Below are 22510 nucleotides of genomic sequence, written 5' to 3' on the forward strand. Positions count from 1 at the left end.
ATTGTGCAACAGATCACGGGGTGCGCGCGCGGATTCCTGTTGGTAAAACGCCTCCGGCCGACTCGACGCGCGGCGCAGGAAAAAGCCTGGCGCTCAGATGGTCGATAAACACTCGCCGTTTGGGCGGGGCATGCCGGTTCGACGCACTCGTGTCCGGCAGGCAGGCGATTCCCAGGCCCTCGTGCACCATATGGTTCAGGGACTCGATGGTGCTGCTGATCAGCGGCGCGCGCAGCACCGGCTCGGCTGTGAGCGTGATACGGCGGGTGCTGCGATGAAACAGCCGCACACCCAGGCGTTGTTCCATGCGCGCAATAGTCTTGCCCACGACCGAGGACGGCCCCCTACTCTGCTCGATGCCCTGATGCCTTGAATAAGGACCCACACAAAAAACCCCGGCATTCAGGCCGGGGTCTTTTTTTGCTGCTGTATCACACCATCAGAACCGCTTGATATCAGCCTTGGCTTCGAGTTCCTTGCGGAACGCAGCGAAGTCCTGCTGGCCGACCCGTGAAGCGAGGAAGCGACGATATTGCTCCTTCTCTTCATCGGTTGGCGCAGCGCCTTCGTTGACGTTGTTCAAGCGCACGATCACCAAGCTGCCATCCGGCAGGGTCACGTCGGTAAAGGTCGGTTTGTCCTTCGCCGCCGGCTTGGCCATGCGGAACAGCGCTTGCAGCACAGCAGGCTCGACACCTTCCTGGCCACGGGTGGCGGCTTCGGTGACTTTCCAGGCCTGGCCATCAACCGGCTTGTCCAACGCCAGCTTGCCATCGCGCAGGTTGGCAATCAGCTCGTCAGCGTGGGTCTTCGCCGCAGCGCTTGCGCGCTCCTTGGTCAACTGGGCACGAATGGCAGTCGCTACGCTTTCCAGGGGCAGTTGCGCAGGCTTGCGGTGCTCCTTGGCACGCAGGACCACGATGGTTTCCGGATCCAGTTCGATGGCGGTGCTGTTGGCACCCTCATCCAGCACTTCAGGACTGAAAGCAGCCTGGATCACGGCGCGGTTAGCCGCGATGCCTTCGCCACCTTCACGGCCAAACGGCGCCGAGGTGTGTACGGTCAGCTTCAGATCCGAAGCGGGCTGGGCTAGGTCGGAGGCCTCGAATGCCGCATCTTCCAGTTGCTTGGTCGCCTCGACGAAGCGCTGCTCCACTTGCTGGGTCTTCAGCTCGCGGGTCAGCTTGTCTTTCAGGCTGGCGAACGATGGCACTTCTGGCGCTTCAACACCCAGCAGCTTGATCAGGTGCCAGCCGAAGCTGGAGCGTACCGGGGCCGAGACCTGATCCTTATTCAAGGCATACAGGGCACTTTCGAACTCAGGATCATAGACACCAGGACCGGCAAAACCCAGGTCGCCGCCATTGTTGGCCGAACCCGGATCCTGGGAGAACTCCTTGGCCAGGGCCTCGAAGCTTTCGCCCTTGGCCAGGCGCGCCTGGACTTCTTCGATCTTGGCCTTGGCCTGGGCCTCGGTCACCTTGTCGTTGACCTCGATCAGAATGTGCGCGGCACGACGCTGTTCAGCGAGGTTGGCGGTTTCTTTCTCGTACAGGGCCTGCAGTTCATCGTCCTTGACCGTTACCTGATCGAAGAACGAAGCCTTCTTCAGCTCCAGGTAATCAATGACGACCTGGTCCGGGGTCATGAACTCCTTGGCGTGCTGGTCGTAGTAAGCCTTGACCTCGTCGTCGGTGAGTGTCACGGCTGCTGGGTCGGCCTTGACGCTGACGGTGGCGAAATCACGGGTCTGTTTTTCCAGGCGCGCGAAGTTCTGTACTTCCTGATCAGTGACAAAACCGCTGCCGGCAATGCCTGCGCGCAGTTGGCCGATAAGCATTTCCTGGGTCAACATCTGACGGAACTGCATACGGCTGTAGCCCAGTTGACGGATCACCTGGTCGAAGCGTTCAGCGCTGAACTTGCCGTCTTCCTGGAACTCCGGCGTCTGCAGGATCACTTGGTCCAATGCAGCTTCCGAGAAGGAGAACTTCGAATCGGCCGCGCCTTGCAGCAGCAGCTTGCGGTCGATCAGGCCCTTGAGGGCCGCTTCGCGCAGCATTTTTTCATCCAGCAAGGACGCATCGAAGTCCTTGCCCAGTTGTTGCATCAGCTGCCGACGTTGCATGTCGACGGCCTGGCTCAGCTCGTTTTGACTGATCTCTTCACCATTGACCTTGGCCGCGTCCTGGCTATTGGTCGTGGCCTGGAAAATGGCTTCGATACCGGTGAAAGCCATCAATACAACGATGAGCCCGATAATAGTCTTGGCAATCCAGCCTTGTGAATTGTCCCTGATATTCTGCAGCATGCGTCCCCCAGAAACGGTTGAACTTCAAAATTAGGCAACCGTGGAGCGTGGGTAGAATCCGGATAGAAGAAAGGCGCATCCGAGGATGCGCCTTCTCGTAACTGGCGGAACGGACGGGTATTGAACCCGCCCCCCGGCGTAGCGACCCGATGGATACTCAGGTCAGTTGCCGCTCCGCTGCCAGGCCAGACCTGCGTCCGGCCCGGACAGGCAAAGGCTTGAACGAAGCTTAGTTAACGGCTTCTTTCAGGGCTTTACCGGCTTTGAAACCTGGTTTCTTGGCAGCAGCGATTTGCAGTGCTTTGCCAGTCTGTGGGTTACGGCCAGTGCGAGCTGGACGATCGGTCACAGAGAAAGTACCGAAGCCTACCAGTACCACGGAGTCGCCGGCCTTGAGAGCGCCAGTGACGGATTCGATTACTGCGTCCAGCGCACGGCCAGCAGCGGCTTTCGGGATATCAGCAGATGCGGCGATAGCATCAATCAGTTCCGACTTGTTCACTCTAAGTCCCCTTATATCTATTGAGTATGATTCTAAGTTTTTTGGTGAAAGCAAAAACCAGTGCTGAATGGCCTACAGACACTTAAGAGCCGCTTTATAACAAGGGCTCTAAAAAGCTGTCAAGAAAGCCCCCAGGCTTAAACGTATTAATGCGTGCTAATTCTTTCCTTAGAGTCAGTCTCGCGCTTTTCGTCCTTCGCGACTATCTCGGGAGCCACATCCGGCAAGGGCTCCGGCGCGTATTGCAGCGCAATTTGCAGGACCTCGTCAATCCATTTAACCGGTTTAATCTGCAGATCCTGCTTAATGTTGTCAGGAATTTCCTTCAAGTCGCGAACATTCTCTTCGGGAATGATCACCGTCTTGATACCACCACGGTGTGCAGCCAGCAGTTTTTCCTTCAGACCGCCAATGGCCAATACCTGACCACGCAGGGTGATTTCCCCGGTCATGGCGACATCGGCACGCACCGGAATGCCAGTCAAGGCCGATACCAGAGCCGTGCACATGCCTACGCCAGCGCTAGGGCCATCTTTAGGGGTAGCCCCTTCCGGCATATGGATATGGGTGTCGTGCTTCTCATGGAAGTCCAGGGGAATCCCCAAGCTCCGAGCCCGGCTGCGCACCACTGTCTGCGCGGCCGTGATGGATTCGACCATCACGTCACCAAGGGATCCGGTCTTGATCAATTGCCCCTTGCCCGGGATCACGGCGGCTTCGATGGTCAGCAATTCGCCACCCACCTGGGTCCACGCCAGGCCAGTCACCTGCCCTACCTGATCCTGTTGCTCGGCCAGGCCGTAGCGGAATTTACGCACGCCCAGGAAGTGCTCCAGGGCATCGGCCGTGACCTTCACAGAGAAGCGTTTTTCCAGGGCATGTTCCTTGACGGCCTTGCGGCAGATCTTCGCCAACTGGCGCTCGAGGCCCCGTACACCAGCCTCACGGGTGTAATACCGAATGATGTCGCGAATCGACTCGACATCGAATTCGATCTCGCCCTTCTTCAGACCATTGGCCGAAATCTGCTTAGGCGCGAGGTACTTGACGGCGATATTGATCTTTTCGTCTTCGGTGTAGCCCGGCAGACGAATCACTTCCATCCGGTCCAGCAGGGCTGGTGGGATATTCATGGAGTTGGAGGTGCACAGGAACATTACGTCGGACAGGTCGTAGTCGACTTCCAGGTAATGGTCGTTGAAATTGTGGTTCTGTTCGGGGTCGAGCACCTCCAGCAAGGCCGATGCTGGATCACCACGCATATCGCTGCCCATTTTGTCGATTTCATCGAGCAGGAACAACGGGTTGCGCACCCCAACCTTTGTCATCTTTTGAATCAATCTTCCGGGCATCGAGCCGATGTAAGTCCGACGATGGCCACGAATTTCCGCTTCATCACGCACGCCACCGAGGGCCATTCGTACGAATTTACGATTGGTGGCGCTGGCAATCGACTCAGCCAACGAGGTTTTACCCACACCAGGAGGACCGACCAGGCACAACACCGGGCCGCGAATCTTCTTCACGCGCTTCTGCACGGCGAGGTATTCGAGGATGCGTTCCTTGACCTCTTCTAACCCATAGTGATCGGCGTCGAGGATATCTTCGGCACGCGCCAGGTCCAGCCGCACCTTGGTCTGGGCTTTCCACGGCACCTGCACCAGCCAGTCGATGTAGGAACGAACCACAGTGGCCTCGGCCGACATTGGCGACATTTGCTTGAGTTTGTTCAACTCGGCAGTGGCTTTGGTCAACGCGTCTTTTGGCAGGCCTGCGGCATCGATGCGCTTCTTCAGCTCTTCGATTTCATTGTGGCCTTCTTCACTGTCACCGAGCTCTTTCTGAATGGCCTTCATCTGCTCATTCAGGTAGTACTCGCGCTGGCTGCGCTCCATCTGCTTCTTGACGCGGCCGCGGATGCGCTTCTCGACCTGCAACAGGTCAATCTCGGCATCCAGCAACGCCAGGACGTGCTCGACCCGGGTCGACAGGTCGATGATTTCGAGAATGTCCTGCTTCTGCTCGATCTTCAGCGCCATGTGCGCGGCCATGGTGTCGACCAGGCGGCTTGGCTCATCAATGCTGTTGAGGGAGGACAGGACTTCAGCCGGGACTTTCTTGCCCAGTTGCACGTATTGCTCGAACTGGGACAGCAGACTACGTACAAAGACTTCGGATTCGCGCTCAGGCGCATCGACTTCGTCGATCAACGCCACTTCTGCACGCAAGTGACCATCCACCTCCATGAAGCGCTCGACCGCACCGCGCTGCTCACCTTCGACCAGCACCTTGACGGTGCCATCCGGCAGCTTGAGCAATTGCAGAACGGTGGCAATAGTACCGACGCGATACAGGGCGTCTTCGCCTGGATCGTCGTCAGCCGGATTTCTCTGGGCCAACAGCAGGATCTGCTTGTCGCCCGTCATCGCGGCCTCGAGGGCTTCGATAGACTTCTCGCGCCCCACGAACAGCGGGATAACCATGTGCGGATACACAACCACATCACGCAATGGCAGGAGAGGCAATTCAATGGTTGTCTTCATGATTTCGCCTCTATGACAGATGAAAGTAAGCTTGAAACCAAGATGGGGGCTACGTGTAAAAAAAACAAGCTCAATGCTGGCACTTGCACACAGTAAAAACCTCCATGAAAAACAAAGGGGCCTCTAGAGGCCCCTTGTTTGTACCGAAACTGCGAAACGCTTACGCGTCTGGCGCAGCCTTGGCAGTCGGCTCACTGTTTTCGTAGATGTACAGTGGCTTGGACTTACCTTCTATAACGCTTTCGTCGATCACCACTTTACTCACCTCGGACTGCGAGGGAATTTCGTACATGGTGTCGAGCAATACACCTTCGAGAATCGAGCGCAAGCCGCGTGCGCCGGTCTTACGCTCCAGTGCCCGCTTGGCCACCGACTTGAGCGCGTCAGCGCGGAACTCGAGGTCTACACCTTCCATTTCGAACAACTTGGCGTATTGCTTGGTCAGGGCGTTCTTCGGCTCGGTGAGGATCTGAATCAAAGCAGCCTCATCCAGCTCGTCCAACGTGGCCAAGACCGGCAGACGGCCAACGAATTCCGGGATCAGACCGAACTTGACCAAATCGTCAGGCTCGACTTCACGCAGGGACTCGCCCACCTTCTTGCCTTCTTCCTTGCTGCGCACTTCTGCACTGAAACCAATGCCGCCACGGGTGGAACGGTTTTGAATAACCTTTTCCAGGCCGGAGAACGCACCGCCACAGATAAACAGGATGTTACGCGTATCAACCTGCAGGAATTCCTGCTGCGGATGCTTGCGACCGCCCTGAGGCGGTACAGAAGCGACCGTGCCTTCAATCAGCTTCAGCAGGGCTTGCTGTACGCCCTCACCGGAAACGTCCCGGGTGATCGACGGGTTGTCGGACTTGCGCGAAATCTTGTCGATTTCATCGATATAGACAATACCCATCTGGGCTTTCTCTACGTCGTAGTCGCACTTCTGCAGCAGTTTCTGAATGATGTTCTCGACATCTTCACCCACGTAGCCAGCCTCGGTGAGGGTGGTGGCGTCGGCGATGGTGAACGGAACGTTCAGCAGGCGAGCGAGGGTTTCTGCAAGCAAGGTTTTACCCGAGCCTGTAGGACCGATCAGCAGGATGTTGCTCTTGCCGAGTTCGACCTCATCACCTTTCTTGTCACGCTGGTTCAAGCGCTTGTAGTGGTTATACACCGCTACGGCCAGAACCTTCTTTGCACGCTCTTGACCAATCACGTACTGATCAAGGATGCCGCTGATTTCTTTAGGCGAAGGCAATTTATGCGTGCTGCTTTCGGCCTGTGCCTCCTGCACCTCCTCACGGATGATGTCATTGCACAGGTCGACGCACTCGTCGCAGATAAAGACCGAGGGGCCGGCAATCAATTTGCGCACTTCATGCTGGCTTTTGCCACAGAAGGAGCAATAGAGCAGCTTGCCGTTGTCCTCGCCGTTGCGGGTGTCAGTCATTCGTTCGATCCAAATCCGATAGGCTTGCAACACAAGATGAAGGCTTATGCGGGCTTTTTCAAGCCCGCCAGTGGTCGGACACGCCGACCAGCCCTATTTTGAGCGGCTTATATTAAGCGGGGCGCTTGTCGATCACGGCGTCGATCAGCCCGTATTCACGCGCGGCTTCAGCACTCATGAAGTTGTCGCGGTTGGTATCGCGCTCGATTTCTTCCAGGGTACGCCCGCTGTGCTTGGCCATCAGCGTATTGAGACGCTCACGGATAAACAGGATTTCCTTGGCATGGATTTCGATATCCGATGCCTGGCCCTGGAAACCACCCAGTGGCTGGTGAATCATCACCCGCGAGTTAGGCAGGCAGAAACGCTTGCCTTCAGCACCCGCCGTCAGCAGGAATGCTCCCATGCTGCAGGCCTGGCCAATGCAAGTGGTGGATACGTTCGGCTTGATGAACTGCATGGTGTCGTAGATCGACATGCCCGCTGTCACCGAACCGCCTGGGGAGTTGATGTAGAGATGGATGTCCTTGTCCGGGTTTTCTGCTTCAAGGAACAGCAACTGCGCACAGATCAGGTTGGCCATGTAGTCCTCTACCGGACCAACCAGAAAAATCACTCGCTCCTTGAGCAGGCGCGAGTAGATGTCATAGGCACGTTCGCCACGAGCAGATTGCTCGACAACCATCGGGACCAAGCCGCCTGCGGCCTGGATATCAGAGTTCTGCTGAATATACGAATTACGGAACATGCTCTGCAGTTACTCCCAAATAGTCATGTCTTGAATACGCATAAGCCAGCGCGAGGCTGGCTTATGGGTGTATTTTCAAACGAGTTGGACAATCAGTCGGCTTGTGCTGCTTCTGCCGGCTTGACTGCTTCTTCGTAAGAGACCGCTTTATCGGTCACCTTAGCCTTCTGCAGAACAGTATCCACAACTTGTTCTTCCAGCACAACCGAACGGACTTCGTTCAGTTGCTGGTCATTCTTGTAGTACCAAGCCACGACCTGCTCAGGCTCCTGGTAGGCCGAAGCCATTTCCTGGATCATTTCGCGAACGCGGTCTTCGTCAGGCTTGAGGTCAAACTGCTTGACCACTTCAGCCACAATCAGGCCCAGCACGACGCGACGCTTGGCTTGCTCTTCGAACAGTTCGGCCGGCAGTTGGTCAGGCTTGATGTTGCCACCAAACTGCTGAACAGCTTGTACACGCAGGCGATCCACTTCGTTAGACAGCAGGGCCTTAGGTACTTCGATCGGGTTGGCGGCCAGCAGACCGTCCATGACCTGGTTCTTGACCTTGGACTTGATGGCCTGACGCAGTTCACGCTCCATGTTCTTGCGAACTTCGGCACGGAAACCTTCGATACCGGTTTCCTTGATACCGAACTGGGCGAAAAACTCTTCGTTCAGCTCTGGCAGCTTAGGCTCGGAAACGCTATTGACCGTCACGGTGAACTCGGCAGCCTTGCCAGCCAGGTCCAGGTTCTGGTAGTCAGCAGGGAAGGTCAGGTTCAGAACGCGCTCTTCACCCGCCTTGGCGCCAACCAGGCCGTCTTCGAAACCAGGGATCATGCGGTTGGAACCCAGCACCAGCTGAGTACCCTTGGCGGAGCCGCCAGCGAATACTTCACCGTCAACCTTGCCAACGAAGTCAATGTTCAGTTGGTCTTCGTTCTGGGCAGCGCGATCGGCTACTTCGAAACGAGTGTTCTGCTTGCGCAGGATTTCCAGCATGTTGTCCAGGTCGGCATCAGCCACTTCGGCGCTCAGGCGCTCGATTTCGATACCTTCAAAACCCGCGACTGTGAACTCCGGGAACACTTCGAATACAGCAACGTATTCCAGGTCCTTGCCAGCTTCCAGGGACTTAGGCTCGATGGAAGGCGAACCCGCCGGGTTGAGCTTTTGCTCGACAACAGCTTCGTAGAAGGAAGCCTGGATCACGTCGCCTACAGCATCTTGGCGCGCGTCAGCACCAAAACGGCGCTTGATTTCGCTCATCGGCACTTTGCCTGGACGGAAACCAGCGATCTTGGCCTTCTGGGCAGTCTGCTGCAGACGCTTGTTGACCGCAGTCTCGATGCGCTCTGCCGGCACGGTGATGCTCATGCGGCGCTCGATAGCAGTAGTATTTTCAACAGAAACTTGCATGGATATTCCTCGTTGCACAGACGTTAGCCGGCCGTTTCCGACCCAAGAATGTCGGGTAGAGATGGGCCATTACTGGCCCATCTCCCCCTAAGAACCGTACGTGCGAGTTTCCCCGCATACGGCTCGGGCCTAATCAAAACCCCCGGTAAGGGGAGCCGGTTTGTTCACTGTCAATCCGCGAGCGTGTAGCCGCTGGTGACAAAGGGGGTGCAATAGTACCCGGTTATTTAGGGAGTCTCCACCGCCTTTTGTGCGGTACAGAATGTGGTGATCATGCCACCCCGTCTCCTTCGTAATCGGTAACTTACATATTGGACACAATCCTTTCTGACTCTGGAAAAGGCTCAAGATTTGCTTACGGTACGCCAGCCTTTTGAGCATCTGTTCCATACGCCTTTTCTCACCCATTTCCTCCATAGAAGGATCGAAGGGGTTGTACTCCCCACTCACCTTCTTGTGTCGTTCGATCGGAGTGCTCGCTAGCGAGTACAACTCGATCGTTCGCATCTCTCCCTTGTCATTCATCGTCGCGGTAGCAAACACCCCTTTCCGCCCCTTCATGGGTTTAAAGTATTTCGCTCCGATCCACTGGAGTGTTTTCTTAGGGTGTCGCCGTTTTGCCCAACGCCATAGAGCCAGAAAGATCATGTAATCCATGCGGCTATACGCTTTCTTGGCTACCACAGGCTGGTGATAGAACGCCCAGCCACGCAGTATCGGATTCAGCTGTCGGATCAGATCCTCCTGCCTTACCGTTTTGCTGGTACTGATGACCTCCCTTACCTTGCTATAGAACGCTTTCACGTTTTTCTTGCTTGGCTTGATCAGAAGCTTCCCATCGTACTTGCGGAAATTCCAACCTAGAAAGTCAAAGCCTTCCTTTATATGGACGACACGCGTCTTCTCGAGTGACAACTGCAGCCCCCGCACTGCTAGGAACTGCTCTACCCAAGGTCTGACTTCAGTTTCCAGCACCTCTCGCGAGGTTCCGGTTATCACAAAGTCATCCGCGTAACGCACCACATTGATTTTCAGCTTCTTGGCCTTGGTCACACCCAGATGTTGCTTAAGTTGTGACTCCAGCCCATCCAGCACCAGATTCGCCAAGCTGGGCGAGACAATCCCGCCCTGTGGCGTACCGGCATCCGTTGCCTGTAGCTGGCCTTTATGAATCACGCCAGCTTTCAACCATTTTCGGAGAACCACCTTATCCGTTGGGACGTTGGTGATAAGCCAGTCATGATTGATATGGTCAAAGCAGCCTTTGATGTCCGCCTCCAAAACCCATTGGGCCGAAACCTTCTTGGATAGGCATACGAACAACTGCCCCATTGCATCCGCCGTAGATCGCTCGATCCTAAAGCCGTAGCTGTTTGGATCGCCGGTGGTTTCTGCAATGGGTGCCAGAGCAAGCAAATACAACGCCTGCATTGCCCTGTCCGTCATGGTCGGAATGCCCAGAGGGCGCTCCTTTCCATTTGACTTCGGAATAAACACACGCCGTAAAGGCCGTGGCTTATAACCGTGGCGCCTCAACCCATTTGCCGCCTTCCATTTGGCATCGGGTGTATCCCAGAGCACGCGGTCGACTCCCGCCGTGCGCTTACCCTGGTTTTCAGTGACTCGCCGTACGGCCAAGTATCTGGCCGAGCGTGAGCGGGTCAGCATCCGCTGCAAGGCTTTCACCCTGCGCCAGTTGCCTTCCCGACAAGCCTTCGCAATCCGTATCTGCATCGCCCGGACATTCCGCTGAACACGCCACCAATCGATGTCATGCCATTGTTGCGGAGCGCCGGAAGGCGCAGACACGGCCAATTGGCTATGTTCTAACATGCTGCCTTCCTCTCAAGTTGCCCCAAGCGAAAGACGCACACATCCCCTGACGGGAATGGACGCTCCCGCCAGGGCTGGATTAATAGAAGATCCGTTACAGCTGGATCTCTAGGTTTATTGAGACAGGTTCACTCAGAGTTCATGCGACGAAAGACCACGCAGAAGTCTGCCCGGTTTCCCGTGGAGCAATGTTCCAGCCCCTATCCAGGCCATTACAGCCCGGCTTTCGCTTTCTCTGCGATCCCATACCCGCACAGCCAACGGATCACCTTGCGGTTCACCTGCCCGAAGGCAGCTATACGGGCTTACCACGTTCCCTGCCTGTCACACGACTGGGTTAGAGTCTGCCTATTCGCCGGCGACCTTATGTGACGACGTGTTCCGACCCTTGACCAGAACAACCGGTCGCATCACCTTTTTGGTTAATGCCTATCAGCAGATTAGGCACCGTAATGCTGACGACGTTTATTAGCAGTTCACTTGTGTTACCCATACCAGCCAGCCTAGCGCCTCAACCCGGTACTGCTCCGAGCATCTGCGCTCCGCCTCACGGCGAAGACGCACCCATACGGGGGCTACATTGTTGGAAGAGCTTCACACCCCACCGTTACCAGTGACGCATGTCTTCCTAGGCTATCGTTGGTCGCACAACGAGTCCGCTGCCACTCCAAACAGGCAATGGTTGGACAATGACAGACAGAGCTTTCGCTCATGTCTCCGGTTTGATGTGAACAGGGACTGCCGAGGCAGCATGCTCAAAGAATTGTTACCTCCTGTTTCAAAAGCAGGAGGGAACCCCAGCGGGGATTCTCTCCCGCATGGGTTTAGCCCTGAATAGGGCTGATGTGTAGTAGGCACTCCAATACCGGAAATCCAGTACTGCGGTCGAGCCACCGAGCGCTAATCGACCTTGAGTTTGCCACCGCCGCTGCGGCAAGTCCTTGAAGGCATTGGACTTCTGGGAGGGTTTTGTTTCTTGGGGTTGGGTACCCAAGCTCTCGGCTCTCTTTCGAAAACCCTTCAAGATGACTCTACACCTCGAAGTTTAGGAGACACGCCACGCGTGTCGCACCAAGGGCATGCATTCTAGTGGGTCAAACTCAAGAAGTCACCCTACTGAAAACGGGTTAAAAAACAGCAGGCATTTTACAGGTGCGAATGCACGAATGCTCCTCGCCCCAATGACAAATACAGCCAATCAAGCCAGGGCTCTGCGCCAACCCTTCTATATATAGAAGAAACAGCCAACCATCCCCCTAGCTGCCGACCTTGCACACAAGGCCGGTGGGTAGTACGGCATCATCGAGAAACAAAAATACGACGAAACGCCCCACCCTTGCGACCCAGAACCTGCAGTCGCCGAAGACGCAAACCGCTAAAACAAAAAAGGCGCCAGACTGTTAAATCTGGCGCCTTTCGGAATATGGGGTGGACGAAGGGGATCGAACCCTCGACAACGGGAGTCACAATCCCGTGCTCTACCAACTGAGCTACGCCCACCATATTGCGTGACAAAGAAGCCAATTGCCTTCTTTGTTAAGCACCAACCCAGCCTGTGGCAGGGTGACGCTGTATTTGGTGCGGATGAAGAGACTCGAACTCTTACGCCTCGCGGCGCTGGAACCTAAATCCAGTGTGTCTACCAATTCCACCACATCCGCGGCTTGAAGCTTTTAAAACAAAGGCGCCAGACTGTTAAAAATCTGGCGCCTTTTCAAATATGGGGTGGACGAAGGGGATCGAACCCTCGACAACGGGAGTCACAATCCCGTGCTCTACCAACTGAGCTACGCCCACCATATTGCGCTACTTGTGCCAAAGCTGCCTAATGGCGCACCCGGCAGGACTCGAACCTGCGACCATCCGCTTAGAAGGCGGATGCTCTATCCAGCTGAGCTACGGGCGCCTGATTAATCTGTACTCTTGGAGGACTACAAACTAAATGCTTCCAGCCTCACACAATAAAACCACTATTGCGCTCGACCTTCTTAACCAGTGCTAGGCTGTGCCCGACAAGTGCGACGAATAGTATAGACGCCCCCAGGGGCCGTCAAATCTTTTTTGAAAAAAATTCATTTTATTTAAGGGGTTAGGGGAATTTGCAGACCAAGCGCCTTTGCCCTCACGTCCTGGCGTGCGAGAATGCGCGCACTTTTCCTCCCCCTCTCGATGGTTAATCACGCGTAATGACTGCACAACTTATCGACGGCAAATCAATCGCCGCCAGCCTGCGCCAGCAGATCGCCAAACGTGTCGCCGAGCGTCGCCAGCAAGGCCTGCGCACGCCGGGGCTCGCGGTGATTCTGGTCGGCAGCGATCCCGCCTCCCAGGTTTATGTCTCGCACAAGCGTAAAGACTGTGAGGAGGTCGGCTTTATTTCCAAGGCCTACGACTTGCCTTCCGATACCACCCAACAGGCCCTCACCGACCTGATCGACGGCCTCAACGACGATCCGAACATTGATGGCATCCTGCTGCAATTGCCGCTGCCAGAGCATCTGGATGCCTCCTTGTTGCTGGAGCGCATCCGCCCCGACAAGGACGTCGATGGTTTCCATCCTTATAACGTCGGCCGCCTGGCCCAGCGCATCCCCCTGCTACGCCCCTGCACGCCGAAGGGCATCATGACCCTGCTGGAAAGCACTGGCGTCGACCTTTATGGCCTGGATGCGGTGGTAGTGGGCGCTTCCAACATTGTCGGTCGCCCGATGGCCATGGAGTTGCTGCTGGCCGGCTGCACCGTCACCGTCACCCACCGTTTCACCAAGGACCTGGCCGGCCACGTCGGTCGTGCCGATCTGGTGGTGGTCGCTGCCGGCAAGCCGGGCCTGGTCAAGGGTGAGTGGATCAAGCAAGGCGCCATCGTGATCGACGTCGGCATCAACCGCCAGGACGATGGCAAGCTGGTGGGCGACGTGGTGTATGAAACCGCCCTGCCCCGTGCCGGCTGGATCACCCCGGTGCCAGGCGGTGTAGGCCCGATGACCCGTGCATGCCTGCTGGAAAATACGTTGTACGCAGCCGAAACCTTGCACGGCTGATCACCCGCAGCCCCCAAAGAGCCCCGCCTTGACGCAATGCTGTCCACTCAAGCGCTTGAGGCCACGCCGGGCTATCCGAGAAATCCGCTGCCCGATACCTGGCAGCGGATTTTTTATTCTGGCTCGACAGACTTGGCTTACGCCTTAGGAACAATACGTCGCGCTTTTTGCGGATTCGCAGCCTAAGTTGACTCCAGCGCCAGATTGTTCGGGCTGCGGGCTGACCTCGGGAAACTCGACCTGGTCGACTTCAGGAAGTGCCGTTCCACAGTTGTTCAAGCTTGCGGAAGTTCCAGTTCTCCGGTGACTCACGAGCAACAATGCGCTCTTCGTCTGATCGGGCCAGATCGACGATGCTCTGGGGTAGATGCTGTTTTGACCGGGCGGAAAAAAACACTTTCACCTTCGGCCTGAGCAGCGATTCAGGGTGTTGCTCAATGACCACCGCCAAGCGTCCACTGCTCAAACGCACCAAGGAGCCCACCGGATAAATGCCGATGCTTTTTACCAGCGCCTGGAGTACGGACTGAGATAGGTGGCCAGTCCAACTGGACATGCGCTGCAGCGCTTCGGCCGGGTCCCATCCCTGGTTGTAGGGGCGATTCGACGTCACTGCGTCATAAACATCGCAGACAGCCCCCATTTGAGCGTAAAGGCTGATCTGCGCGCCAGCCAGGCCGTGCGGGTAACCACTCCCATCAATCTTCTCATGATGGTGCAAGCACACATCAAGCACCAGCGCACTTAGCTGCGGATTCTGCCGGAGTATGGCACCACCGGCCACGGGGTGGCGCTTGACCTGTTCGTACTCGTTAGCTGAAAGCTTTGCCGGTTTGTTGAGGATGTTCTCAGGTATTGCAAGCTTGCCTATGTCATGCAACAAGCCCGCAATCCCGGCCTGGTGCACTTGCTCCTGCGTGAGCCCCAATTGCCGCGCCACTGAAACCATCAGCGCACAAACCGCCACCGAATGCATGTAGGTGTAGTCGTCTGACGTTTTAAGACGCGCCAGGCTGATCAGCGCATCAGGATGACGCACCAGCGAGGTAGAAATATCCTTCACCAGGCCATCCACCTGCTCCATTTCAATGGCCTGGCCCAAACGGACCTCCTGAAACATCGCCATTACCGCTGCTTTCGAGTGAGCACAGAGCTTGAGCGCTCGCTGTAGCTCCTCCTCTCGTGGCACCTGCTGCGGTGGCGCATCGAAAGCAGGCGCAACCACAGTGTTCATTGATGCGACTCTGATTGATGGATCCTCTTGCGCCACTTCCTGCAAAACATCCAATCCCCTGGACAAATCGATCCACAGACCACTGAGAGCAGAACAGCGCAAGCGCTGGTAGTCACGCTGACTATTCAGCAGAAAGCCGGCCTTGAGGAATGAGTGGTCCAACCAAGATCCGCAGAATCGGTGGATGTACATCCCCATCCGTAACTGCGTAATGGATATACGCTTTAGCACGGTAATACCTCCGAACCTGACTCAGCGCTCCCCTTGAGGTAAGCCGCGCTGAGCAATGACGCTCCTTGCTACGATGGATCCTTGCCTCTGCGTACTTACAAAGAGAAGCGCGTGACCAGCTTGTTGAGGCTCACAGCCAGGCTCGACAACTCCCCGCTGGCAATAGAGGTCTGGCTGGCGGCCGATGAACTTTGCAGCGAGAGGTCTCGGATGCTCATTAGGTTCTGATCCACCGAGCGCGCCACCTGAGCTTGCTCCTCCGAAGCGGTAGCAATCATCAGGTTACGTTCGTTGATATCGCTGATGGCCTGAGCAATCTGCCCAATGGCAATTCCCGCGTCATGAGCAATTGCCAGAGTCTCACCAGCGTCCACGCTGCTTTGCTGCATGGACAACATGGCGTTGTTCGAGCCGGACTGGATGCCCTGGATCATCAGCTCAATTTCCTGGGTCGACAGCTGGGTGCGGTGCGCAAGGGCACGGACTTCATCAGCAACCACCGCGAAACCGCGGCCCTGCTCTCCAGCTCGCGCGGCCTCGATAGCGGCGTTGAGAGCCAACAAATTGGTCTGCTCGGCAATCGATCGGATCACGTCCAACACCCTGGTGATGTCCTGAGCCTGCTGGGCCAAACCCGCCATCTCGATCCGGGTGTTTTCCACCGTGCCCGTGAGCTTTTCAATCGATTCGATAGTCTGTTCTACTCGCTCGCGGCCCATACCGGCCGAACGCTCAGAAGCCTGGGTTGACTGCGAAGCAGACACGGCGTTACGCGCGACCTCTTCCACTGCAGCTGTCATTTCATTGACCGCCGTAGCGGCCATCTCTGTCTCCATGCTCTGCTGTTGAATGCCAGCGTTGGATTCACGGGTTATCGCACTCATTTCCTCGGCGGCCGAGGCCAACTGGGTCGATGAGTCGGCAATATGGCGGATGGTCGACTTGAGGCTGTCGAGCATAGCCTGGGTCGATCGTTGCAACTCAGTCAGCTCATCCTGGCCGCTGACATCAACCTGCGTACGCAGATCGCCTTCGGCAATTTTTTGCGTGGCAGCCAGCAGTGATTGCACAGGACGAATAATGCTGCGAGTGAACAGGATCGCAATCAGCAACGTCAGGATAATTGCCATGACAATGATCGTTGCCGTAAGCAGCAATCCGTTGTCGAACTGCTGGTTGGCGAGGATCGCGGACTGCTCAGCGCCGCTTTCATTAATACGGATCAACTCGTCGATGGAAGCCTGCAGGTTGTTAGCCAACGGCACGGTCACTTGGTTAATGTACTTTTGACTCTGCTCATCAGTATTGGTCTTGCTGTTGTCAATCAATACCACCAGTTTTTCCAGATAATCCCGAGCACCGCGCTGGACTTGCTCATAAACGGATCTTTCTTCGTTGCCGGAAATCAGTGGCTCATAATCACTGATGGCCTGAGCCAGGGTGTTCTTAAGGGCATATAAACGAGTTAGAGAGGCATCTTTCTGGCTGTCACTTTCGGTAGCGTAATGCAGTGCATCCAAACGAACGCGCAATGTTACCGCTTCTATTTTCCCGGCCTGCCTGACGCTGGGTAGCCAGTTGGTTTGAAGCGCTACCGTCGCTTCGTGAATCTGTTGCATTTTCCACAATGCCAGCCCCCCCAGACTGACCAACAACAAGCAGATGGCGCCAAAACTCAAGAGCGCCCGAGAAGCCAGCTTCAAATTTCTTATCACCATAAACAGCACCTGCAATGAGAGTGATACTGCGGATTAAGTTCGACTCCCTGTCGGCTTGATATCAGTCTGACTACTGGCCAAATAAAAAAGTTGGTTACAAAATAAAATATTTTTTCAGGCATCTACATGCTCAAACTTTGAGCCGTTTGACCATGATAAGACCCTTTCTCAAACACAAAGGTGGTGCTTACCACAAACCCAAAGAACAATTTGGCCCGTCATTGGGTTGCTGGTTAAACGCTGCGGGTATTGTCTGCTGGGACGACGGTGGCCTTCTGGAAAAACATCGAATTTATCGAACAAAACCTTCCATATTTTCCCCTATAACTTTAACGATAATCAGATAGAACATACGGGCAATTCACATTAGACGCAGGATGGGATGGTGGGACGGATAACTAACCTGATCAATCTCTTCATGGGCAAACCAGTTCAAAACACACCTCAAGAGGACACACGCATGGCGAAGGTATTGGTTCTTTATCATTCGATGTACGGCCATATCGAAACGATGGCTCAAAGTGTGGCTGAGGGCGCCCGAAGCGTTGCGGGGGTCGAGGTCACGGTGAAACGCGTACCGGAGACAATGGACCCGCAAGCTTTCAAGGCAGCCTACGGCAAAGAAAACCAGAGCGCTGCCGTTGCCACGCCAGATGAATTGGGCAACTACGACGCAATCATCATTGGCACCCCGACTCGCTTCGGCAATATGTCAGGCCAGATGCGCAGCTTTCTGGATCAGACCGGCGGCCTTTGGGCCAAGGGCGGGCTGGTTGGCAAACTGGCCAGCGTATTCACTTCGACCGGTACCGGCGGCGGTGAGGAGATGACCATTACGTCCACATGGACCACTCTGGCTCACCACGGCATGATCATCGTGCCAATCGGCTACAGCACGCCGGCCTTGTTCGATATCTCCACCGTCAGCGGCGGAACACCTTATGGCGCCTCGACCCTTGCCGGCGGCGACGGCTCACGCCAACCTGACGCACGCGAGCTAAGCATTGCTCAACACCAAGGTCAGTATGTAGCGCAACTGGCGGTCAAGCTGTTCAAGTAAGCAAGCCCAAAAGGTCGATGGAAGGGCTTCAATTTCATTTGGCTATTGACCTTTTTTGGCTTTTTTCGGCATGGCGGTCCTGCAATTGGCGCTCACTGAGTTCAATTGCCAGCGTGCCGCCAGGCCTTTTCCTGCCGACGGTGGCAATAGAAGCCCGCTGGGACAGCAGCATTGCCACCTGAGCGGCAGGCCCGAGCCATCGGGCAACTCCGAAATCATTGGGGTAATCACTGGCGGCGAACTCATCGCCTTGACGTTTAATCGACTGCCAGTGTGGATCGAACAAACCGTTCTCACCCACGTTCGCTACCACATTGAGAGCAAAACTTTGCCCCGGCTGCCATCACTGCATTGCACTGCCCGCAACTGGCTGGCCCCAATGAAGCGCCACATTGCCGGCAAAAACGTGCACCGCCCACATTAATGGTTCGGCAACCGAGGCAAGGTGTACCGGAGACCGGTTGGCTTTCACCTTGTTCGTTGTAGCGTCCACCGTGTGAGCCACCATGCCCGCGATTGTGGTGACCGCCTAACATCTGCTTAAAAAAGCTCATGGGTGCATCTCCGATTTAGTGTGTTTCAAGATTAAAAACCCTGAAGTAACTTTAGAGTCAATACACCGTTCACCGTTATTTTTGCAGCGCTCTCCATTTGCTGTGCGAACCGCGATCACCAAAGCCAGATTGCGTTGAGCATCGCAAAGCGCTCGTGTGTGCCCCGCAAGGTCTCAGTACAACAGCCACCACATATATGCCAAACACCTGTCGCCAACTACCGACTGCTGGTACAGGCTCAACCAATCATCGGCTTACAGCCTTTATTTAAAGGCTCTCTATCAGTTTCTGATCCATACTAATAATATGTAACGCGATTTTTCATAAAGCCGGCGACGCTCCCGGTGCTTTTCTACCTTTTAGCGAGTTCATCCGCGTGAATATTCGTCTCTCTCTTGTCAGCCTGTTCTTCGCATTCGCAGGTACTGTCGCCAACGCCAGCGAAACCACCCTAGCCCCCCGGGACATTTCGCAACTGCACATCGCCTCGGGCAGCGCGATGCTGGTGGACCTGCAAACCAACAAGGTGATCTACGCCAGCAACCCCGACGTCGTCGTACCGATTGCTTCTGTCACCAAATTGATGACCGGTATGGTGGTGCTGGACGCCAAACAGAATATGGATGAGTACATCTCCATCAACATCAGCGACACCCCGGAAATGAAAGGGGTGTTCTCACGGGTCAAGCTCAACAGCGAGATGCCGCGCAAGGAGATGCTACTGATCACCCTGATGTCCTCGGAAAACCGTGCCGCCGCCAGCCTGGCCCACCACTATCCGGGCGGCTATGCAGCGTTTATTGCCGCGATGAACGCCAAGGCCAAGGCCCTGGGCATGACCAGCACCCATTATGTCGAGCCCACCGGCCTGTCGATCCATAACGTGTCCACTGCCCGCGACTTGAGCAAGCTGGTGCAGGCCGCGCACAAATATCCGCTGCTTACCCAATTGAGCACCACCAAGGAAAAAACCGTGTCGTTCCGCAAGCCCAGCTACACCCTGGGTTTTTCCAATACCGACCACCTGGTCAACCGCCCCAACTGGGACATCAAGCTGACCAAGACCGGCTTTACCAATCAGGCCGGCCACTGCCTGGTGTTGGTCACAAGCATGGGTAACCGCCTCGTGTCGCTGGTGATCCTCGATGCCTTCGGCAAGTTCACCCACTTTGCCGATGCCAGCCGCATTCGCAAGTGGATCGAAACCGGCAAGAGCGGCTCGGTGCCGGACGTTGCCCTGCAATACAAGGCAGACAAGAACCTCAAGGCCCGGCAGACCGGAGTCGTCCAGTCACGCTGATACGCGGCTTGCAGGCACAAAAAACGGCGCCCTCGGGCGCCGTTTGCGTTAGGGCTGCTTCGACCTTTGCGCCATCACCTTGAGGGCCTGGGCTGCCGCCTGTTCCTGGCCAGCCTGGGCGGTTGCGTTGGCTGCCTGCTGCCACCTCCCCGCATCCAGGTTGGCCGGTAACTGGCTTGGACGCTGTACCAGCACCGCCCACTGCCCGGCGCTTTTCCAGGCAGCCTCGAAGTCGCTGAACGCCACCGGGCGCCGCCGGTCCCTTGCGACTCGCAACAACACCGTGCTGTTTTGCTGGTTGAAGCCCACCAGCACCGCATAACGCGACTCGGTCCATAGTGTCGAGCCTTCAGTGATCCGCACCATCACCGGGTATCCAGCCGCCACCTGCGCCAACAGCGCTGTCAGCCGGGTATCCAGCGGATACACCAGCATTCCGTACTCACGGGCCAGTACCTGCATGTTGCGCTCAAGGTCGGCTTCCCCACCCGGCAGGTGCAATGGTTTATCCAGCAGGCCCGGTGTAATCACAATGCCTTGTTGCGACAGCATGCTGGCCAGGGCTGCCGGCCCTCCCTGGTAGGTATCGCCACGAAACGCCGGCACGCCGTTGAGCTCTACGCGCTCGGGCAGGCCCTGGATTTTCGAGGGCGTGGGATGCCCGGCACAGGCGGCCAGTCCGAGGACGCAGGCAGCCACCAGCGAGGTTTTTTTGAGACTCGACCGTAAACGCAACTTCTTCACTCTCTTGATCATCTGCGGGCTGGGGCGTTGATCATAGGGTGCTCTTGGGCGCTGGTATAGCCTTGGACAGCAGTAAAAAGCCCGGGATAGAGCAAACAAGTTGGACGTACTCGACCATTGGTCAATAGCACGCAACCGGGAGGCAGCTAGACTGTCCACTGCAAAGACAGTGTGTGCCCTGCACAGGGCAAAAGGAGGCACTTATGAGCCTGACAACCACGATTTTCCTGCTGGTGCTTGGCTGGCTGGCCGTCGCCGGCGCCATGTTGTGGGGGGTGTTGCGAGTGACCCGCCGTCATCATCATCCACAGCCCAAACCCGCTGCACGCGCCAAGGCCCACAAGCCAGTCGCACATCACGCCTGACCCGTAGGAGCCGGCTGGCCGGCGATAGCAACCTGTCAGCCGACGCAGGCTACCCGATAGATCGCCGTCACCGGCCAGCCGGCGTCTACCGGTTCACATGGCTGCCGACGCCACCATCGCCCGCAGCAACACCGCACAGCCTGCCGCCAGATCATCCGGTGCAGCGTTTTCGATTTCGTTATGACTGATCCCGCCCTCACACGGCACGAATATCATCCCCGCCGGCCCCAACTCGGCGACAAAAATTGCGTCGTGCCCGGCGCCACTGACAATCTCCATGTTCGACAGGCCCAGGCCGTTGGCCGCCTCACGCACAGCATCGACACACCGCTTGTCGAAATACAACGGCGGGAAATCGGCGGTAGGCACCATCTCGAAGGTCAGCCCGTGCTTGGCGCACGTGTCCTCGATCACCTTGCGTACCTGGGCAATCATCGAATCCAGGCGGGCCGGCTCCAGATGACGGAAGTCCAGGGTCATGCGCACTTCGCCAGGAATAACGTTACGCGAGCCAGGATAGGCTTGCAGGCAACCCACCGTGCCACAGGCATGGGGTTGATGGCCAAGGGCAGCAGCGTTGACCGCAGCAACCACGGCCGACGCACCGACCAGGGCGTCCTTGCGCAGGTGCATCGGCGTCGGCCCGGCATGGGCTTCGACACCACGCAACGTGAGGTCGAACCATTTCTGGCCGAGGGCCCCCAACACCACACCGATGGTTTTGCGTTCATCTTCAAGGATCGGGCCCTGTTCGATATGGGCTTCAAAGTAAGCCCCCACCTTGTGCCCACTGACCGGCCGCGTGCCCGCGTAGCCGATGGCATGCAGCGCATCCCCCACGGTGACGCCGTCGGCGTCGGTCTTGGCCAGGGTGTCTGCCAGGGTGAACTTCTCGGCGAAGACCCCGGAACCCATCATGCATGGAGGAAAGCGCGAGCCTTCTTCGTTGGTCCACACCACGACCTCCAGCGGCGCTTCGGTCTGCACATTCAGATCGTTAAGGGTGCGCAGCACTTCCACCCCCGCCAGCACACCAAAGCAACCATCGAACTTGCCCCCCGTAGGCTGAGTATCGATATGGCTGCCGGTCATTACCGGTGCCAGTGCCGGGTTGCGTCCTGGGCGACGGGCAAAGATATTGCCCACGCCATCGACGGTCACGGTACAACCTGCGTCCTCGCACCACTGCACAAACAGATCGCGGGCCTGGCGATCGAGGTCGGTCAGGGCCAGGCGGCATACACCGCCCTTAGGGGTAGCTCCCAGCTTGGCGAGCTCCATCAACGACTGCCACAAGCGGTCGCGGTTGATGTGCAGATGGGTGGATTGCAGAACGTCGACGGCTGCGTTCATGGTGATCTCCTCAGGCAACATTGTTATTTGAATGAGCGCGGTATCGGTAGGAGCTGGCTTGCCTGCGATAACGGTGGCTCAGCCACTGGATGGGCTGGATTTACCGCCGCCATCGCAGGCAGGCCA

Annotated in this window: 17 protein-coding genes, 4 tRNA genes and 1 pseudogene; 4 read left to right on the plus strand and 18 right to left on the minus strand. The window is 56.6% G+C overall.

Going from position 1 to position 22510, the window contains the following annotated elements; genetic code table 11:
• Nucleotides 1-241: 241 nt before the first annotated feature.
• From HZ99_RS29500 to HZ99_RS05980, 12 genes and pseudogenes are all read right to left on the minus strand, one after another.
• Nucleotides 242-337 (minus strand): annotated as a pseudogene (locus tag HZ99_RS29500) (LysR family transcriptional regulator); the annotation flags it as partial.
• A gap of 102 nt (nt 338-439) precedes the next feature.
• Nucleotides 440-2311, minus strand: a complete 1872-nt coding sequence (locus HZ99_RS05930) for a SurA N-terminal domain-containing protein (RefSeq protein WP_038441819.1) — start codon at nt 2309-2311, stop codon at nt 440-442.
• Between the two features lie 229 nt (nt 2312-2540).
• Nucleotides 2541-2813, minus strand: a complete 273-nt coding sequence (locus HZ99_RS05935; RefSeq protein WP_003174819.1) for an HU family DNA-binding protein — start codon at nt 2811-2813, stop codon at nt 2541-2543.
• 146 nt (nt 2814-2959) lie between these two features.
• Nucleotides 2960-5356: an endopeptidase La gene (lon, locus tag HZ99_RS05940; RefSeq protein WP_038441820.1), complete on the minus strand. Its 2397-nt coding sequence runs from the start codon at nt 5354-5356 to the stop codon at nt 2960-2962.
• A 160-nt stretch (nt 5357-5516) separates the two neighbouring features.
• Nucleotides 5517-6800: an ATP-dependent Clp protease ATP-binding subunit ClpX gene (gene clpX, locus HZ99_RS05945; protein WP_038441821.1), complete on the minus strand. Its 1284-nt coding sequence runs from the start codon at nt 6798-6800 to the stop codon at nt 5517-5519.
• Nucleotides 6801-6912: 112 nt separating this feature from the next.
• Nucleotides 6913-7548, minus strand: a complete 636-nt coding sequence (gene clpP, locus HZ99_RS05950) for an ATP-dependent Clp endopeptidase proteolytic subunit ClpP (RefSeq protein ID WP_016974096.1) — start codon at nt 7546-7548, stop codon at nt 6913-6915.
• A gap of 92 nt (nt 7549-7640) precedes the next feature.
• Nucleotides 7641-8951, minus strand: coding sequence for a trigger factor (gene tig / locus HZ99_RS05955; RefSeq protein WP_029298423.1), 1311 nt, complete (start codon nt 8949-8951; stop codon nt 7641-7643).
• A 129-nt stretch (nt 8952-9080) separates the two neighbouring features.
• The gene (gene ltrA, locus HZ99_RS05960) at nt 9081-10784 is read right to left on the minus strand and encodes a group II intron reverse transcriptase/maturase (RefSeq protein ID WP_023093520.1); all 1704 of its coding nucleotides are present in this window, start codon (nt 10782-10784) and stop codon (nt 9081-9083) included.
• Between the two features lie 1424 nt (nt 10785-12208).
• A tRNA-His gene (locus HZ99_RS05965) sits at nt 12209-12284 on the minus strand.
• 76 nt (nt 12285-12360) lie between these two features.
• Nucleotides 12361-12445 (minus strand) — tRNA-Leu (locus HZ99_RS05970).
• 60 nt (nt 12446-12505) lie between these two features.
• A tRNA-His gene (locus tag HZ99_RS05975) sits at nt 12506-12581 on the minus strand.
• A 32-nt stretch (nt 12582-12613) separates the two neighbouring features.
• A tRNA-Arg gene (locus HZ99_RS05980) sits at nt 12614-12690 on the minus strand.
• Between the two features lie 280 nt (nt 12691-12970).
• Here HZ99_RS05980 and folD point away from each other — a divergent pair.
• Complete coding sequence (gene folD, locus HZ99_RS05985) at nt 12971-13825, plus strand: bifunctional methylenetetrahydrofolate dehydrogenase/methenyltetrahydrofolate cyclohydrolase FolD (RefSeq protein WP_038441822.1); 855 nt, start codon at nt 12971-12973, stop codon at nt 13823-13825.
• Between the two features lie 250 nt (nt 13826-14075).
• On the opposite strand, the gene HZ99_RS05990 is transcribed toward folD, so the two are convergent.
• Nucleotides 14076-15290 (minus strand): HD-GYP domain-containing protein, encoded by a 1215-nt coding sequence (locus HZ99_RS05990; RefSeq protein WP_038441823.1) that lies wholly within the window; start codon nt 15288-15290, stop codon nt 14076-14078.
• A gap of 95 nt (nt 15291-15385) precedes the next feature.
• Complete coding sequence (locus tag HZ99_RS05995; protein ID WP_038441824.1) at nt 15386-17008, minus strand: methyl-accepting chemotaxis protein; 1623 nt, start codon at nt 17006-17008, stop codon at nt 15386-15388.
• A gap of 460 nt (nt 17009-17468) precedes the next feature.
• Between HZ99_RS05995 and wrbA the strand changes: the two genes are divergently transcribed.
• Nucleotides 17469-18068 carry an NAD(P)H:quinone oxidoreductase gene (gene wrbA / locus HZ99_RS06000; protein WP_038441825.1) on the plus strand — a complete coding sequence of 200 codons (600 nt, stop codon included), beginning with the start codon at nt 17469-17471 and terminating at the stop codon, nt 18066-18068.
• Between the two features lie 34 nt (nt 18069-18102).
• Here the strand turns inward: wrbA and HZ99_RS27645 are convergent, their stop codons facing one another.
• Complete coding sequence (locus HZ99_RS27645) at nt 18103-18369, minus strand: hypothetical protein (protein ID WP_080727676.1); 267 nt, start codon at nt 18367-18369, stop codon at nt 18103-18105.
• Nucleotides 18362-18622: a double zinc ribbon domain-containing protein gene (locus HZ99_RS27650; RefSeq protein WP_080727677.1), complete on the minus strand. Its 261-nt coding sequence runs from the start codon at nt 18620-18622 to the stop codon at nt 18362-18364. The genes HZ99_RS27645 and HZ99_RS27650 overlap by 8 nt, the downstream gene beginning before the upstream one ends.
• A 376-nt stretch (nt 18623-18998) precedes the next feature.
• Here HZ99_RS27650 and pbpG point away from each other — a divergent pair, with 376 nt between their 5' ends.
• Nucleotides 18999-19922, plus strand: coding sequence for a D-alanyl-D-alanine endopeptidase (pbpG, locus tag HZ99_RS06010; RefSeq protein ID WP_038441827.1), 924 nt, complete (start codon nt 18999-19001; stop codon nt 19920-19922).
• A 48-nt stretch (nt 19923-19970) separates the two neighbouring features.
• Here pbpG and HZ99_RS06015 read toward each other — a convergent pair whose 3' ends face one another.
• Nucleotides 19971-20657 (minus strand): peptidase C39 family protein, encoded by a 687-nt coding sequence (locus HZ99_RS06015; protein WP_038447953.1) that lies wholly within the window; start codon nt 20655-20657, stop codon nt 19971-19973.
• Between the two features lie 212 nt (nt 20658-20869).
• Between HZ99_RS06015 and HZ99_RS28970 the strand changes: the two genes are divergently transcribed.
• Nucleotides 20870-21031, plus strand: a complete 162-nt coding sequence (locus HZ99_RS28970; RefSeq protein WP_181883221.1) for a hypothetical protein — start codon at nt 20870-20872, stop codon at nt 21029-21031.
• A gap of 93 nt (nt 21032-21124) precedes the next feature.
• Here the strand turns inward: HZ99_RS28970 and HZ99_RS06020 are convergent, their stop codons facing one another.
• Nucleotides 21125-22384 carry a Zn-dependent hydrolase gene (locus tag HZ99_RS06020; protein WP_038441828.1) on the minus strand — a complete coding sequence of 420 codons (1260 nt, stop codon included), beginning with the start codon at nt 22382-22384 and terminating at the stop codon, nt 21125-21127.
• Nucleotides 22385-22510: the final 126 nt, after the last annotated feature.

This window comes from Pseudomonas fluorescens (assembly GCF_000730425.1).
Classification (GTDB): domain Bacteria; phylum Pseudomonadota; class Gammaproteobacteria; order Pseudomonadales; family Pseudomonadaceae; genus Aquipseudomonas; species Aquipseudomonas fluorescens_X.